Here is a 15474-nt window from a genome sequence, read left to right on the forward strand (position 1 = left end):
GGAGACGATGGATATGAAGATGAGCAATGATGACGGCTACTTCATCGAGGAACGTTCGGCTGAAACCGTGATCGCGCGCATGCGCGATTGTGACGATCCGCGTTTGCAGGAAATCATGGCGGTCGTAACACGCAAGCTGCATGAGGCGGTGAAGGAAATCGAACCGACCGAGGAGGAGTGGATGAAGGCCATTCATTTTCTCACCGAGGTCGGCCAGATCTGCAATGAATGGCGGCAGGAATGGATCCTGTTTTCCGATATTCTCGGCGTCTCCATGCTGGTTGACGCCATCAACCATCGCAAGCCGAGCGGTGCGTCGGAATCGACCGTTCTCGGCCCCTTCCATGTGGCCGATGCGCCGGAAATGCCGATGGGTGCAAACATCTGCCTCGATGGCAAGGGCGAGGATATGGTGGTCACCGGCCGCATCCTCGATACCGAGGGGGCGCCGGTCGCCGACGCGCGCATCGATGTCTGGCAGGCCAATGACGAAGGTTTTTATGACGTGCAGCAGAAGGGCATCCAGCCCGATTTCAACCTGCGCGGCGTCTTCATCACCGGCGAGGACGGGCGCTACTGGTTCCGGGCCGCCAAGCCGAAATATTATCCGATCCCGGATGACGGTCCGGTCGGGCAGCTGTTGCGCGCCATGGGGCGGCATCCCTACCGGCCGGCGCACTTGCATTATATCGTCTCGGCGGAAGGCTTTACCACGCTCGTCACGCATATTTTCGATCCCAATGACCCCTATATCCGTTCGGATGCGGTCTTCGGCGTAAAAGAAAGCCTGCTTGCCGATTTCCAGCGGGTTGACGATGCGCGGAAGGCGAAAGAACTGGGTTTTACCAACGATTGGTTCTGGTCGGTGAACCATGATTTCGTACTTGCCAGATGAGCGGCCCGAGAAACCCAACACGGCTTTACGTGCGTTTCGCCGAAAGCGATCCCGCTACGGCTTCGCAAACCGCAGCCCATCTGGACGCCCACAAGGCCCACCTGCGCAATGGCGACGCGATGGCCGACGGTTTTAGAATTCTCGCTTCCGGCCCAATGAGCGCCGTTTCCGGCGTCTCATCGGCCGCGCTTGTCATTGCCGAAGCTCTCTCGATCGAGGACGTCATCGCTTTCAGCGAGGCCGACCCCTTCGTCATTCACGGTGTCTATAGCAGGATTCGTATTTTGAACTGGACGCCGACGCTGTCGACGATTTCCGGGCTGGAGGCCGGCTAAAATTTCGTCGGCGCGGTGCGCTTGGCAGTGGCTAACATTTCATTTGCAATTTTTGCAAATGAAACATTTAATCGAAGGCGGGTGATACTGGCGATATGTGCTTGACGGGAGCGAGGCATGTATCAGGGTAAAGCAAGCCGGGCACTCACGGAGGATATCGCAGGGACGGGAAGACGCTTATCCATTCCGGATGGCGCGTTCTTGCGTGAAAGGGAGGAACATGTCCACGAATTATCTGAGCGCCGCGTCAGTGCGGACGAAGAACCCGGCCGGCGTTATCGCGACATGCGGCCTGATGATCATGTTTGATGGTTACGATCTTGTCGTTTATGGCGCCGTCGCACCGGCACTCTTGAAAGAAAGCGCATGGGCGCTGAACCCGGCCATGGTCGGGCGCGCCGCCGCGCTGACGCTGGTGGGCATGCTGCTGGGCGCGCTGTTTGCCGGCACCATGGCCGACCGCATCGGCCGCCGCAAGGTGGTTCTTCTCAGCCTCGCCGGCTTTTCGGCGATGATGATCGCCTCGGCCATGACGCCGAATTTTCTCGCCTTTGAAATCACGCGCTTCTTCGCCGGTCTCGGGCTTGGCGCGCTTTTGCCGACGGTTACCGCGCTGGTGCTGGAATTTTCGCCGCCGCATCGCAGGGCGCAGGCCAACTCCCTGTCTTTCCTCGGTTATCTTATTGGCGGCATCATTTCCGGCGTCATGGGCATCCTTCTTCTGGAGACCTATGGCTGGCGGCCATTGATGCTGATCGGCGGTCTGCCGCTTGTTCTTTTACCGATCTTCATGCGGTTCCTGCCGGAATCGCCCGAATGGCTGGCAAGCAAGGGTCGGCAGGCGGAGGCTGACGGCATTTGCGACAGCTATGGCCTGCAACGCATCGTGCCGCATGCAAAAATTCAAAAGGGCGGGGTCGGCGCGCTGTTTTCGGAAGGCCGGATGCTCTCGACGCTGAATGCCTGGGGCATCCACTTCTGCTCGCTGCTTCTCACCTTCGGCATGGTCAACTGGCTGCCCACCATCATGAACAAGATGGGTTATGACATCAGTTCCGCGCTCAGCTTTTCCGTCATGCTCAATGTCGGGGCTGCGATCGGCATTCTCATCGGCGGGCGATTTGCGGATAAGGGGAACGTCAAGGTGGTCGTGGCGATCCTGTTTGCCATCGGCGCCGCCTCGATCTTTGCCCTTACGGTGAACAAGGGTCCGCTTCTTTATGCCTTCGTCGCCCTTGCGGGTGCGGGCACCATCGGAACGCAGATCCTCGCCAATGTTCTGGTCGGGCGGCTTTATCCCGTCCATATTCGCGGTACGGGTCTCGGCTTTTCGCTGGCGGTCGGGCGGCTTGGCGGCATTGCTGGCCCGATGATCGGCGGCCTTGTGCTGCAGCGGGGTTTGGCGCCGGAGTGGAACTTCTATATTTTCGGCTCGGTCGCACTTGTAGGGCTGATGCTGACGGTATTGACCCTGCTTTACCGCACCTCCGGTGATGCGCGGGCTTGATGAATGAAACGGCCGGCCGCGGAGGACTGAACTCTGCGGCCGGACCATTTCCGATAACGCTGCCGAGCGATTTTACGCCCGGCAGCATCATGCCTTACGGGACACCGGCGCTATTGTCGCCATCTGCTGCAACGTCCGCTCGTTTGTGCGTTTGGCCCGTGCCAGCGCATCGTCGCGATCTTCCGGCAATGTATAAGTCATATAGGACAGCGAGGTTTCGAGGTCGTTGTTGTTATGTCCGAGAATGGCGGCGAAGTAGCTGTTCTTGGTCACATGCGGCGGCGCGAAATTGTGAAAGGCCACCTCTGCATAGAGGTGCCGGAGGCCATAGGGCTTGGGAAGCTCTTCCTTCGGCCAGATATCCTCGAACAGGTTAAAAACCGTGTCCCGGAGCAGCAGACGGGTTTCCGACGAAAAATCGTCGATCGACATGCCATGCCACAATTTTCCCTGGCCGCTTTCACGCAGGCGCCTGTAGGCGGCGAGAATGGTCGCCGAGCGGGCAAGCACCGGGATTTCATAGGTAATCCCGTATTTCGTTCCTTCGCCCTGTTTCGTCTTGGCCTGGCCGTTGAACAGGAGGCTCCATTTGGAGACGCCCTTGCCATAAGGGGCAGGCGAAAATTCGGCCTGGGTGAAGACCTCATAGGGGCGGCGTCCGGTCATGCCGATCAGGCCGATGCCGATCATCAGGGGATCGGCGGACAGGAGCTTATCGGCGCAGATCTTCAGAACCTCCCGGTAATTTTCGAAGGTGATCAGCGCGCCGTGCTTTCTGGCGATCTTCTCCATCTTGACCCGGCGCGCATCGTCATACATCGCGGCATCGCCGGTGGCGATCTTCAGCATCGGATGGTCGTCGCCGAAGGCCTCGCGGATGGCGTTGCGATATTTGGTGATGTAGGAGATGATCGTTGTCTGGGCCCTGCCCTGCATGGTGCTGATTTCAGCGTTCCACAGGGTCTGCATCTCTTCTTTCGTTCCCATACCGTTCATCGCCGAAATGAAATCTGCGATGCGCAGCAGAACGGTCGGCTTGCGACCGGCGGTATTGAACTCCGCCCGTTCGATTTTCTCGACGATGGAGGTCGCCACACCCGTCTTCGTATAGTCGGCGCGCGCAATATAGGTGTTCAGCCGCTCGCGCAGCTTCTTCATGTTGCAGATGGCAAGCGGCGTGCTCTTCGGCCCGAACTCGGCCTTTAGCGCATTGCGATATTTCATGATGTAGAGTTCGAGCGTCTTTTCGGTGCGGCCATTGTCGAAATGGTAGCGGACCTCGGCATCCCACAGGTCGCGGATTTTTCTGTTGCGCAGGGTCTCATCGCTTTTCATCGCCTCTTTGACCTGGCCGACGAAATGATCGATGCGTTCCACGAGGACTGGTGTTTTCGTCTTTCGCTTTAAAGCGGGCATGCGGCGGCTCCCTGAACCCGTCCGGAAATACAAAATCCATGGTTGGCGATCAACAGCAGCACGGTTGCGGAAATGTGATGAACATCCACTGCAGGCCGGTTTCTTTTGAATAATAGTTTAGGCGATTCCGCAAGCACGGCCGCGACGCGAAGACGCGTCGTCGATGCGTTCGCCGTCAAAGATTATCCGAGATGTGGAATATCGGCCTGTGGTGATGCAGGCTATTTCGGCAGCCGGGTCTTCAGCGATGTCACGATACGCTTGGCCAACCCCTCATAGTCCTCGTCAAAATGGTGGCCGCCCTCGATGCCGACCGTTTCCACGCCCTTGGTTTTCAGGCCGGGGCAGGGGTCTTCATCTTCTTCTTCCGTGCCATAGATACATTGCACCAGCTTCGGATCGATCTTGGCGATGTCATCCACCGTCTTGCCGCCCTTGCCTTCACCGGCAACGCCAAGCCAGCCTTCGACGGAAATCTCGAAATCCACTTCGGTCGAAAGTCCCATCAGGGTCACTTGCACGACATGCGACTTGTCGCGGTCAGGCAGCAGATTATAGGTGGCGGGAAGAATATCGGCACCGAAGGAATAGCCGATCAACACCACATTGCGGACTTTCCATTCCTTGCGATAGGTGTCGATGATGCGGCCGAGATCTGTGGCGACTTCCTGCGGTTTCTTTTCCTTCCAAAAATAGCGGAGCGAATCGACACCGATGACGGGTATGCCTTCCTTCTGGAAGGCGCCGCCCACTTCCTCATCGAGATCGCGCCAGCCGCCGTCGCCGGAATAGATCACCGCCATGGTGTCCATCACCGGGCTGGTTTCCAGAACCTTGATCGGCAGGCCGAGCGGGCTGTCGGTGTCGCCTGCGGCGTCGATCTGGTCGGACAGGGTCTGGGTCAGAACCTCGTCCGCCTTGTCATCCACATCCGTCACGTCGATATCGGGATGCAGCTTGACGAGCGCATTGACGTGGTCGCGGCCCTTCTGATCCGCAGCAGAGGTGAACAGCACGCTGACGGGTGCAGGCAGCGGGCCGTCGGTCAGGCCATAGACCGTTTCGCCATCCGCCTTGTCCTTGGTGGCGGGGGTACAGAGAATTTTCTCAAGCGGCAGGCCGGCCTTGGGGTCGACGGCAATGGCTTCGCGGACGGTGGAGACTGGGCTCTGCGCAATCATCGCCAGCGCCAGCGTTCCGCCCTTGCCGATGCCGGTGAGGATGGGCTGGCGATAGCTGCTCGTGCCGGCGGTGCGCTGAATCTGCTGCGAGAGCGACTCGATGTCCGAGATCATATAGATGCACTCGTCGTCATCGGCCTCGAGCGCCTTCAGATATTCCTTGAAGTCGATGCCGACCACGGCAGCACCCTTTTCCACCAGCGCCTTGGCGCGGGTCTCATCGGTGGCCGTCCATCCGTCCGCATCGGAAATCAGGAAGACGCTGGCGAGAATTTCGCCATCCGGCACCATGATGTGTCCGGCGGGGATCATGCCGGTCTCGTAAGCGGGCTTGTCCTGCGCAAAAACGGTGACAGAAGCCAACAAGGGGGCGGCGAACAGGGTGGAGGCGGCAAGAACCGCTTTCAGCATGCTGGATTTCCTCATTTTCCGATCACTCCTCTGACGCCGCCGCTGATGAGAACCGTCGCATCCATCAGCGCCAGAGCGGCGTCTGCGCCGTTCTGCACGGCAAGGTAACGCGGTTCCCATTTCGGGTGGAACTTTGCCTTGAAGGCGCGAAGTCCCTTGAAGTTGTAGAACCGTTCGCCGTGTTCGAACAGCGTGCTGCCGATGCGGTCCCAGACGGGGGCGGCGTCGCGTTTCGACATGCCGGACATGGGGGCCATGCCGAGATTGAAGCTCGCATAGCCCGCATCGCGCAGATATTGCATGATACTGACGAAGAGAAAATCCATCGAGCCACGCGGCGCATCCGGCGAAAAACGCATGAGGTCGACGGTGGCTTCCTTTTTCGTGTCCGTCACCATGAGATTGGCGAAGGCGGTGATCTTTCCATCCTTGCGCAGCACGGCGACTGGTTGCGACAGGATGTAATTCGGCTCGAAAGCACCGAGCGAGAAGCGCTTTTCCCGGGTATTGTGGTGGGCAAGCCAGCCGTCGGATACCTGTTTCAACTCATCCAGAATATCCGCGACCTGCGCTTGCTCGACCACCTCGAAGGTCAGTCCGTCGCGCGCGCCTCGGCTCAGCGACTGGCGAAGATTGGCGAGCTTTCCGCCCTTCAGTTCGAATGCGGTGAGATCGACCAATGCCAGTTCGCCGAGCTTGAAGGCGCGCAGGCCCGCATCGGCGCAATGGGAGAGGAGAAAAGGCGAAATCTGATAGAAGGCGGCGCGCGCGCCGGCGCCACGGGCGGCTTCCACGAATTGCCAGACCAGATCGGGGAAATCATTCTCGTCGCCGACCGGATCGGCGAAAGCGATCCATGAGCGGCCCTGAATCCCATACATGATGAAGGCGTTGCCGTTTTCGGAAAACATTACGTGTTTGTCGCCCATGCGCACCAGATTGGCGTCGGCCGCATCCTGCGTCATGACGATACCGGTCGCGCTCGTGACGTCGTCGGCCTTGATGGCCTCCGGCCTGAAGGCCACCGGCCGCATCAGGCTGAAGATGGCTATCGTGGAGGAGGCGAGCACGAGGCCTAAAAGGGCGCGCAATCCGCGTGGCGCTTCCTCGGAGAATTCGAACTGCCACCATAATGTCTGGCTGTAATCCGTATCGCGATAGACGAAGAGCAGGATTGTCGCCGCGCCCGCAATGATGACGGCCATGGCGGCGAGCCAGCTTGGCCCCAACGCCTGCTTCACCAGCGAGGCATGGCGGTTGAAGCTGCGCATATTGACGGAAAGGGCCGCGATGAAGACGCCGAGGATGGCGGCTTCAAAGACGGCGATGGCCTTGAGGAGCGAGAGGACCAGCGCCAGCGAGGCGGCGACCAGCGCAATCCACCAGGCGCCGTCCAGCCGCTGCCCGAGGCCGCGCGAGGCAACGACAAGTACGAGGCCGAGAATGCTTGTCAGAAAATGCGCGGCCTCGACGATGGGAAGCGGCACGAAATTGGAGAGGAAATCCAGATTGCTGTCCGGTGTCGGCGTCACGCTCGAAAAGATCAGCATGGCGCCGAGGATCATCGCGAAGGTCGATAACAGCGGCGGCGCGAGCCTGACGGCAAGCTGGCTGATATCGGAGACAACAGGCTTTGCCGCGAACTGCTTCATCTCCGAGACGAGCATGACCAGAATGGCCACCACCAGCGGCAGAACGTGATAGATCACGCGGTAGAGAACGAGGCTTCCGAGCAACTGATCGACGCTGATGGCATTGCCAAGCCCCGCGACCATGACGGTTTCGAAGACGCCGAGGCCCGCGGGCACATGGCTGAGGACGCCAAGACCGACGGCGGTGGCGTAGATGGCGAAAAATGTCGGCCAGCCGAGATGTGTGTCGGGCAGGAGGACATAAAGCACGGAAGCGGAAGCGGCGATATCGAAGGCGGAAACGAGGAATTGCCGCGATGATGTCCGGCTGTCCGGAAGGCGCAGACGCCATGCGCCGAGCCGGATGATACGTCCGTTGCGCCCGACAAAGGCCGCCGCCCCGAGAGCCGCGATTATGGCAAGCGCCGTACCTCTGAGGATAGCGGCATCGACGTCGATGATAGCGGCGATGCGCGGCGCGACGATGAAGGTGGAGATGGCGCTGACCGAAAGCAGCCCAAGCCCGAAGGACAGCGTGACAAAGGCGATGACGCGGGCGATTTCACCCGGTGAAAGACCCAGCCGGGAATAGGCCCGAAAGCGGATCGCGCCACCGCTCAAGGGGCCGAAACCGGCAGTATTGCCAATGGCATAGGCCGCAAATGCCGTTGCCGCCATGGGCGGAAAGGGCAACTTGCGGCCGATATATTCGATGGCATTGGCGTCGTAGAATATCAGCGCCAGAAAGCTGAGCCCGGTGAAGACGATGGCGAGCAGCACCGCCGACGCCGAGGTCTGCGTCAGCGCATCGATGACGTCGTCATAACGGACTTCGGAGGTCAGGTGATAGATGGCGAATGTCATCATCACGAAGACCAGCGTAATGGCGATCGCAGTCAGATAGGGGCGGTTTCTGGCAAAAAAGCTTTCAACCGCAGATTCCGTAACATCGGTTTGTGTAATTTCGCTCTTGTCTGCCATTTATTTTGCCCAGCGCCAGTTCCTGTTGGCGAACCACAGGATTGTGTCGCTAATTCGTTTCGGTTGAGGAAATGTGATTAGCAGAAAAGCATGAAGTGTCGATGTGAACTTTGTCGCCGGTTATTCGGGAATAACCAGCAGTTTAATCGCGCAAATGCAACTTAAGAATGCAAGATTTTGGAGATCGTTCCCAAAGGGACAAAATTGACCGCGGCGGTTGCCTGGTGGTGGTGTTTGATGCCATTACACGCTCCTTTTGATTGAAGGAGATGCAGATGAATACGCCATCAAGAATAGCGCTTTCGGTGGTCGTCGCCCTTGTGGCGGGCGGCGGATACATGGCGGTGGACAAGATGCGCGGCGCCGAATGGGTCGTTTCGCCGCAGCAGATTGCGGAGGCCAAGGCGAAAGGGCAGATGGGCTATGAATCCCGTCCGGGTACCGTGACCGTGTTGCCGATCCGCAGCGAGACGGCGGATGTGCTGCCGATGAAATGGGCGATGGTCGGTGTCGTCGCCGGGCTTCTGGCCTTCCGGGCGAGCGGCAAGAAAAAAGCGGCAAAGGCTTAACGGCCTGCCGCTTGATGTCTCCGGCGTCCTGCGCCGGAGATGCACTTGATGGGAGGTTTTACGCGCCCCAGGTCTTTTCCAGCACGCGAATCCAGTTGCCGTGGCAGATTTTGGCAAGCGCCTCGTCGTCATAACCACCCTTGCGCAGGGCTTCGACCAGCAATTGCAGGTCGCCCGCATCCTTCATGGCGGCGGGAATGGTGGTGCCGTCGAAATCCGAACCGAGCGCGACGTGGTCGATGCCGATGCGATTGACGATGTAGTCGATGTGGCGGACGAGTTCGCCAAGGTCGGTATCCGGGTTCTTCACGCCGTCCTGACGCAGGAACAGCACGCCGAAATTGATGCCGGCAAGGCCGCCCGTATCGCGGATGGCGTCCAGCTGGCGGTCGGTGAGGTTGCGGCTGTGATTGCAGATTGCGTAGGCGTTGGAATGCGATGCCACCAGCGGCGCGTCTGAAATCTTGGCGATATCCCAGAAACCCTGTTCGTTCATGTGCGAGAGATCGACCATGATCTTCAGCTCATTGCAGGTTTTTACCAGCCGCTTGCCGGTGTCGGTCAGACCCGGGCCGATATCCGGCGTCGAGGGGAAGCGGAACGGAACGCCGTAAGCGAAGATGTTTGGGCGGCTCCAGACCGGTCCAAGCGTGCGCAGGCCCGCTTCGTAGAGAACGTAGAGCGCATCCAGATCGGCGCCGATCGCTTCCGCGCCCTCGATATGGAAGATGGAGGCGAAGGCGCCTTCTGCCATGGCGCTGCGGATATCGGCGGCGGTGCGGCAGACCTTGAGTGCGCCTGCGGATTGTTTCTCGGCGCGGAACAGCAGGGCGGCCATGGCATGCGTCGCCTTTAGCGCATCAGCCTCGGCAGGTGTCGGGAAGTCACCGTTGGCGTCCTTCTCCATGCTGGGCGACGGCACATACATGGCGCAGAGACCGCCGGCCAGCCCGCCCTTTTTCGCACGTGGCAGATCGATATGGCCAACGGTGTCGCCTTCGATGAGAAGCGTTTCGGGAGAGACATTGCCCGATTTCCATAACCGCAGAAGCACGTCGTTGTGACCGTCGAAGACGGGTACGGGTTTTTGATCGGTCATGGTCATTCACCTTCGGATAGCGGGAGGGCGCGGACGCGCGTCCATCAGACTTTTGGGAATTGGTAGAGGAAAGGTCAAGGCGGGAGCAAATGCAATCCATGCATAGGCTCTGCCAAATTTGGAATTGGTCGGGCCTCGTTTGCTCGTGGTAATCGCGGGAAAACATAAAAAAAACGACTGGATTGGGGCAAACCCATCATTTTCTGAAAAATAAGGTCCGAAAGGGGATTTTCGATGATTTCAAGACGCAACCTGCTGATTGCCGGCGCTGCCGTTCCGTTCCTGTCCTATGCGCGCATTCCGGCCTTTGCCGCAACGCCCAAGGATATTCTGGTCGTGGCCCAGCAGCTGGACAATATGACGAGCCTTGACCCGCATGAAGGTTTCGAAGCCGTCGGCGGTGAAATCATCTCCAACATGTACCAGAAGCTGGTGCGGGCCAACCGTGAGGATTCCACCAAGGTCGATCCGGTTATCGCGAAATCCTGGGAAGCCGATGCGGACGGCAAGGTCTTTACCTTCACGATCGGTGACGATGCGACCTTCTCCAGCGGTGCGAAAGTGACTGCGGAAGACGTTGCCTTCTCTTTGCAGCGCGCGATCAAGATGAACAAGAGCCCGGCCTTCATCATCGGTCAGTTCGGCTTCACGCCTGAAAATGCCGAAACGACCATTGTTGCCGCCGACGACAAGACGGTGAAGCTGACGACGGCCAAGCCGACCGCCATCTCCTTTCTGCTGTATTGCCTTTCCGCCAATATCGGCGCGATCGTTGAAAAGAAGGCGGTTCTCGCCAATGCTTCCGGTGAAGACCTCGGCAATGGCTGGCTGCAGAAGAACAGCGCCGGTTCCGGCGATTTCATGCTTCAGGCCTGGAAGCCGAGCGAAAGCGTTGCGCTCACCGTCAACCCCAACGGCCCCTACAAGGGTAACATCAAGCGCATTGTGCTGCGCCACGTCACCGATCCGTCTTCCCAGCTTCTGATGCTGCAAAAGGGCGATATCGATATCGCCCGCGACCTGACGTCGGAGCAGCTGCGCACCGTCAAGGACGACGCCAATATCGAGCTGCAGCGCAAGTCCATCGCCTCGCTGGTCCTGATTTCGCTCAATCAGGGTAATGAAAACCTTGCCAAGCCGCAGGTCTGGCAGGCCATCAAGTGGGCGCTGGACTATAAGGGCATGCAGGAAAACATCGTGCCGCTGACGCACGAAATCCACCAGAGCTTTGAGCCGAAGGGCTTCCCCGGCGCCGTTAACGACATTCCGTTCCAGCGCGACGTCGAGAAGGCAAAGGCGCTGATGGCGGAAGCCGGCCTTGCCGATGGTTTCGAGATCACCATGGATCACTATTCCGCCCAGCCCTATCCGGATCTGGCGCAGGCCATTCAGGCAAACCTTGCCGATATCGGCATCAAGGTGCGCCTGCAATCGGCTGAAAACCGTCAGGTTCTGACCAAGATGCGTGCGCGTGAGCATCAGATGGCGCTGTCGGCCTGGGGCACGGATTATTTCGATCCGCATTCCAACGCCGATGTCTTCAACATCAACAAGGACAATGGCGACGACGCCAAGTCGAAGCCCTTCCTGTGGCGTTCGCGCTTCAAGAACGACGACTTCGCCGCTAAGGCGGAAGCTGCCCGTGACGAGAAAGACCCGGCAAAGCGCGTGGAGCTTTATGAAGCACTGCAGCGCGAGCACATGGAAAACAGCCCCTTCGTGTTCATGTTCCAGACCACGAAGACGGCAGCCTTCCGCAAGGGCGTTTCCGGCTTTGAACTCGGCGTTCTCTCCGAAGGCAATTCCTACCACGATGCGAAGAAAGCGTGACATTGAACAAGCGCGTTAAAAGCATATCGTCGATACTGAGCAGCGTCCTCCTGACGCTGTTCGGTTTGATGATCATCACCTTCATGATCGGGCGCGTCATGCCTGTCGATCCCGTCATCGCGGCGGTCGGCGACAATGCGCCCGAAGACGTCATCGTGCGGGTACGGGCGGAAATGGGTCTCGACCAGCCGCTGGTCGTGCAGTTCTTCCACTATGTCTCGCAGGTCCTGCATGGCGATTTCGGCAATTCGATCCTGACCCGCAATCCGGTCTGGATCGATATCAAGCGCGTTTTCCCCGCCACCTTCGAACTTGCCACGGCAGCTCTTGTCCTCGCCGCTCTCATCGGCATTCCGCTGGGTGTCTGGGCCGCCGTGAAGCAGGGCAAGCTGACCGACCAGGTGATCCGCGTCGTCTGCCTTGCCGGTCACTCCGTGCCGGTCTTCATGCTGGCGCTGATTTCGCTGCTTGTCTTTTACGCCACGCTCGGCGTTGCACCCGGACCGGGCCGGCAGGACATCATCTATGACGGCATGATCACGCAGGTCACCGGCCTGATGACGGTCGATACGCTGCTTGCCGGCGACTGGGACGCCTTTTACGACGCCATCGCCCATATGGTGCAGCCCGTCTGCATTCTCGCCTATTTCAGCATGGCCTATATCACCCGCATGACGCGCGCCTTCATGATCGACGCGCTGAAGGGCGAATATGTCATCACCGCCCGCGCCAAGGGCCTTTCCGCCATGACCGTTATATGGGGCCACGCCTTCCCGACGGTCGCCGTGCAGCTCGTTACCGTTCTCGCGCTCACCTATGCTGGCCTTCTCGAAGGTGCCGTGGTGACGGAAACCGTCTTCAGCTGGCCCGGCCTCGGCCAATATCTCACCGTCTCGTTGATGAACGCGGACATGAACCCCGTGGTCGGAGCAACACTGTTGATCGGCTTCATCTATGTCGCCCTCAACCTGCTCGCAGACGTGCTTTACAGAGTTATGGATCCTCGCGTTCGATGATGTTAGCTAATTTCAGAAACTGGGCGCTGGATGAGACGCCGCATTCGCGAACACAGGCTGCCTGGGGCAACCGGTATCGCATCTGGCTCAATCTCAAGTCCAATCCGCTGGCGGTGGTCGGTCTGACCATCATCGTCCTCTTCATCGCCCTGTCGCTGCTGGCGCCGCTGCTCGCGCCCTATGATCCGGCGACGCAGAACCTCGGCAACCGCCTTGCCTTCCCGAGCGCCGAGCACTGGTTTGGCACGGATGAGCTGGGCCGCGACATTCTCTCGCGCATTCTCTATGGCGGCCGCGTCACGCTCGGCATGGTCATTGCCGTCGTCGTTCTCGTAGCACCCATCGGTCTCGCCATCGGCTGCATCGCCGGTTATTTTGGCGGTATCGTCGATACGGTGCTAATGCGGGTGACGGATGTGTTCCTGGCCTTCCCCCGCCTCATCCTCGCGCTGGCCTTTGTTGCGGCGCTGAAGCCGGGCGTCGAAAGCGCCATTCTCGCCATCGCGCTCACCGCATGGCCACCCTATGCGCGTCTTGCCCGCGCCGAAACCATGACGGTGCGCGGCAGTGATTTCGTCGCGGCCTATCGCCTGACCGGTGCTTCCGCCTGGCGCATCATCGCCCGGCATATCGCGCCGCTCTGCGTGCCGAGCCTTATCGTGCGCATCACGCTCGACATGAGCTCGATCATCATCACGGCTGCCAGCCTCGGCTTCCTCGGCATGGGCGCGCAGCCGCCTTCGCCGGAATGGGGCGCGATGATTGCGACGGCCAAGCGCTTCATCTTCGAACAATGGTGGGTCGCCACCATTCCCGGCATCGCCATCTTCCTCGTTTCGCTCGCCTTCAACTTCCTCGGCGATGGCCTGCGCGACGTTCTCGACCCGAAGGGACATTGAGCCATGCTGGTCGAAATCGAAAATCTGAAGATCGCCTTCCAGACCCGCACCAGCCGTTTCGAGGCGGTGCGTGGTGTTTCCATGAAGCTCGGCACCGAAAAGCTCGGGATCGTCGGCGAATCCGGTTCGGGCAAGAGCCTGACGGCCCGGGCGCTGATGAAGCTTCTGCCCTCCAATGCCGATATCGGGGCCGACAAGCTCGCTTTCGATGGCATTGATGTGCTGTCGGCCAGCGAAAGGCAGATGCGCCAGATTCGTGGCAAGCGGGCTGGCTTCATTCTGCAGGACCCGAAATATTCGCTGAACCCGGTCAAAACCATGGGTGCGCAGATTGCGGAAGCCTGGCGCGCCCATAAGGGCGGCAGCAAGCGTGCCGCCATGGAAGCGGCAATCGCCCTGCTTGATCAGGTGAAGATCCGCAATCCGCGTCAGGTCGCCGCGTCCTATGCACATGAGGTTTCCGGCGGCATGGGTCAACGTGTCATGATCGCGATGATGCTGGCGCCCGATCCCGAGCTTCTGATCGCCGACGAACCGACGAGTGCTCTCGATGCCACGGTGCAGGCGGAAATCCTGCGGCTGATCGAGGAGCTGGTGTCGGAACGCGGCATGGGTCTCATCCTCATCAGCCACGACCTGCCGCTCGTCTCGCATTTCTGCGACCGCGTCGCCGTGATGTATTCCGGCCGGGTGATGGAGGAGCTGAAAGCGTCCGAACTTCTGAAAGCCGAACATCCCTATACAAAGGGACTTCTGAACTGCATTCCCTCGCTGACGCATCCGCGTGAGCGTCTTCCCGTTCTCAACCGTGATGCAGCGTGGTCCAGCCAATGATCGACGTCGAAAACCTCCGTATCAAGTTCGGCGACCGTGAAGTGGTGAAGGGCGTGTCCTTTTCGGTGGAAAAGGGCGGCAGCTTCGGCATCGTCGGTGAAAGCGGCTCGGGCAAATCCACCATCCTGCGCGCCATGGCCGGGCTCAATGAAAGCTGGGAAGGCCGCATCGCCTTTGCCGGCAAGGACGCGCCGCTACGCCGTACGCCGGAATTCTTCCGGCAGGTGCAGATGGTGTTTCAGGACCCCTACGGCTCGCTGCATCCGCGCCAGACCATCGACCGTATTCTCAGCGAATTGCCGCTGGTGCACGGCATGGACAATATCGAAAAGCGCATCCAGCAGGCGCTTTCGGATGTGGCGCTGCCGCAGGCCGTGCGTTTCCGGTTCCCGCACCAGCTTTCCGGCGGCCAGCGCCAGCGCGTGGCGATTGCCCGTGCCCTGATCGCCGACCCTCAGGTGCTGCTGCTCGATGAGCCGACCTCGGCGCTCGATGTCTCGGTACAGGCGGAAATCCTGAACCTGTTGCAGGACCTGCGTGCCGCGCGCAATCTCACCTATATTCTCGTCAGCCACAATCTGGCTGTCATCGCGCATCTGTGCCCGCAGGTTGGCGTGATGCTGAACGGGGAAATGGTGGAGCAACTGAGCGCGGGTGATCTGCGCGAGGGCCGCACGAAACATCCGCATACGGAAGAGCTGCGCAGCCTGAGCATTCGGCTGGAAGAACCGGCCTGAGGTCGGGGCGCTAGTAGATCGAGTGGGTGCTGCTCGTTTCTTCTCCCCGTCGGGGAGAAGTCCGCGGCAGCGGGATGAGGGGGCAAGCTCTCAGTTTATCGCTGACGTTGCCCCCTCATCCGACCCTTCGGGC

Annotated in this window: 13 protein-coding genes; 9 read left to right on the top strand and 4 right to left on the bottom strand. The window is 59.7% G+C overall.

Going from position 1 to position 15474, the window contains the following annotated elements; genetic code table 11:
* The first annotated feature begins 7 nt into the window (after positions 1-7).
* The 3 genes from graB (at position 8) to BS627_RS00275 (ending at position 2737) form a co-directional block, all read left to right on the top strand.
* Positions 8-895 carry a hydroxyquinol 1,2-dioxygenase gene (gene graB / locus BS627_RS00265; RefSeq protein WP_077981345.1) on the top strand — a complete coding sequence of 296 codons (888 nt, stop codon included), beginning with the start codon at positions 8-10 and terminating at the stop codon, positions 893-895.
* Entirely contained in the window at positions 892-1230 is a 339-nt protein-coding gene (locus tag BS627_RS00270) for a YciI family protein (RefSeq protein WP_077981346.1), read from the top strand. The genes graB and BS627_RS00270 overlap by 4 nt, the downstream gene beginning before the upstream one ends.
* Positions 1231-1450: 220 nt before the next feature.
* Positions 1451-2737: an MFS transporter gene (locus tag BS627_RS00275; protein ID WP_162520552.1), complete on the top strand. Its 1287-nt coding sequence runs from the start codon at positions 1451-1453 to the stop codon at positions 2735-2737.
* Between the two features lie 87 nt (positions 2738-2824).
* Here the strand turns inward: BS627_RS00275 and telA are convergent, their stop codons facing one another.
* The 3 genes from telA to mprF all read right to left on the bottom strand — a co-directional run bounded on the left by telA (position 2825) and on the right by mprF (position 8357).
* On the bottom strand, positions 2825-4153 hold the full coding sequence (telA, locus tag BS627_RS00280; protein WP_077981348.1) for a telomere resolvase TelA: 1329 nt from the start codon (positions 4151-4153) through the stop codon (positions 2825-2827).
* Positions 4154-4374: 221 nt separating this feature from the next.
* The gene (locus BS627_RS00285; RefSeq protein ID WP_077981349.1) at positions 4375-5760 is read right to left on the bottom strand and encodes a virulence factor; all 1386 of its coding nucleotides are present in this window, start codon (positions 5758-5760) and stop codon (positions 4375-4377) included.
* Positions 5757-8357 (bottom strand): bifunctional lysylphosphatidylglycerol flippase/synthetase MprF, encoded by a 2601-nt coding sequence (mprF, locus tag BS627_RS00290; RefSeq protein ID WP_077981350.1) that lies wholly within the window; start codon positions 8355-8357, stop codon positions 5757-5759. Before mprF ends, BS627_RS00285 begins: the two co-directional genes overlap by 4 nt.
* Positions 8358-8632: 275 nt before the next feature.
* On the opposite strand from mprF, the gene BS627_RS00295 reads away from it, so the two are divergent.
* Positions 8633-8926 carry a hypothetical protein gene (locus BS627_RS00295; RefSeq protein WP_077981591.1) on the top strand — a complete coding sequence of 98 codons (294 nt, stop codon included), beginning with the start codon at positions 8633-8635 and terminating at the stop codon, positions 8924-8926.
* Between the two features lie 58 nt (positions 8927-8984).
* Here BS627_RS00295 and BS627_RS00300 read toward each other — a convergent pair whose 3' ends face one another.
* The gene (locus BS627_RS00300) at positions 8985-10025 is read right to left on the bottom strand and encodes a dipeptidase (protein ID WP_077981592.1); all 1041 of its coding nucleotides are present in this window, start codon (positions 10023-10025) and stop codon (positions 8985-8987) included.
* A 234-nt stretch (positions 10026-10259) separates the two neighbouring features.
* On the opposite strand from BS627_RS00300, the gene BS627_RS00305 reads away from it, so the two are divergent.
* From BS627_RS00305 to BS627_RS00325, 5 genes are read left to right on the top strand one after another with little or no spacing between them, the layout of a single operon-like run.
* Positions 10260-11855 (top strand): ABC transporter substrate-binding protein, encoded by a 1596-nt coding sequence (locus BS627_RS00305; RefSeq protein ID WP_077981351.1) that lies wholly within the window; start codon positions 10260-10262, stop codon positions 11853-11855.
* Between the two features lie 2 nt (positions 11856-11857).
* Positions 11858-12871, top strand: coding sequence for an ABC transporter permease (locus BS627_RS00310; protein WP_165691101.1), 1014 nt, complete (start codon positions 11858-11860; stop codon positions 12869-12871).
* Positions 12868-13770, top strand: coding sequence for a nickel transporter permease (gene nikC / locus BS627_RS00315; RefSeq protein WP_004443520.1), 903 nt, complete (start codon positions 12868-12870; stop codon positions 13768-13770). Before BS627_RS00310 ends, nikC begins: the two co-directional genes overlap by 4 nt.
* Before the next feature lie 3 nt (positions 13771-13773).
* Positions 13774-14604: an ABC transporter ATP-binding protein gene (locus BS627_RS00320; RefSeq protein WP_077981353.1), complete on the top strand. Its 831-nt coding sequence runs from the start codon at positions 13774-13776 to the stop codon at positions 14602-14604.
* Positions 14601-15341, top strand: coding sequence for an ABC transporter ATP-binding protein (locus BS627_RS00325; RefSeq protein WP_022556864.1), 741 nt, complete (start codon positions 14601-14603; stop codon positions 15339-15341). Before BS627_RS00320 ends, BS627_RS00325 begins: the two co-directional genes overlap by 4 nt.
* Positions 15342-15474: the final 133 nt, after the last annotated feature.

This window comes from Agrobacterium salinitolerans, from assembly GCF_002008225.1.
In the GTDB taxonomy this organism is placed as follows: Bacteria; Pseudomonadota; Alphaproteobacteria; order Rhizobiales; family Rhizobiaceae; genus Agrobacterium; species Agrobacterium salinitolerans.

Coding starts and splice junctions, on each gene's coding strand:
- graB (WP_077981345.1), top strand. CDS start 8: ATGGATATGAAGATGAGCAATGATGACGGCTACTTCATCGAGGAACGT.
- BS627_RS00270 (WP_077981346.1), top strand. CDS start 892: ATGAGCGGCCCGAGAAACCCAACACGGCTTTACGTGCGTTTCGCCGAA.
- BS627_RS00275 (WP_162520552.1), top strand. CDS start 1,451: ATGTCCACGAATTATCTGAGCGCCGCGTCAGTGCGGACGAAGAACCCG.
- telA (WP_077981348.1), bottom strand. CDS start 4,153: ATGCCCGCTTTAAAGCGAAAGACGAAAACACCAGTCCTCGTGGAACGC.
- BS627_RS00285 (WP_077981349.1), bottom strand. CDS start 5,760: ATGAGGAAATCCAGCATGCTGAAAGCGGTTCTTGCCGCCTCCACCCTG.
- mprF (WP_077981350.1), bottom strand. CDS start 8,357: ATGGCAGACAAGAGCGAAATTACACAAACCGATGTTACGGAATCTGCG.
- BS627_RS00295 (WP_077981591.1), top strand. CDS start 8,633: ATGAATACGCCATCAAGAATAGCGCTTTCGGTGGTCGTCGCCCTTGTG.
- BS627_RS00300 (WP_077981592.1), bottom strand. CDS start 10,025: ATGACCGATCAAAAACCCGTACCCGTCTTCGACGGTCACAACGACGTG.
- BS627_RS00305 (WP_077981351.1), top strand. CDS start 10,260: ATGATTTCAAGACGCAACCTGCTGATTGCCGGCGCTGCCGTTCCGTTC.
- nikC (WP_004443520.1), top strand. CDS start 12,868: ATGATGTTAGCTAATTTCAGAAACTGGGCGCTGGATGAGACGCCGCAT.
- BS627_RS00320 (WP_077981353.1), top strand. CDS start 13,774: ATGCTGGTCGAAATCGAAAATCTGAAGATCGCCTTCCAGACCCGCACC.
- BS627_RS00325 (WP_022556864.1), top strand. CDS start 14,601: ATGATCGACGTCGAAAACCTCCGTATCAAGTTCGGCGACCGTGAAGTG.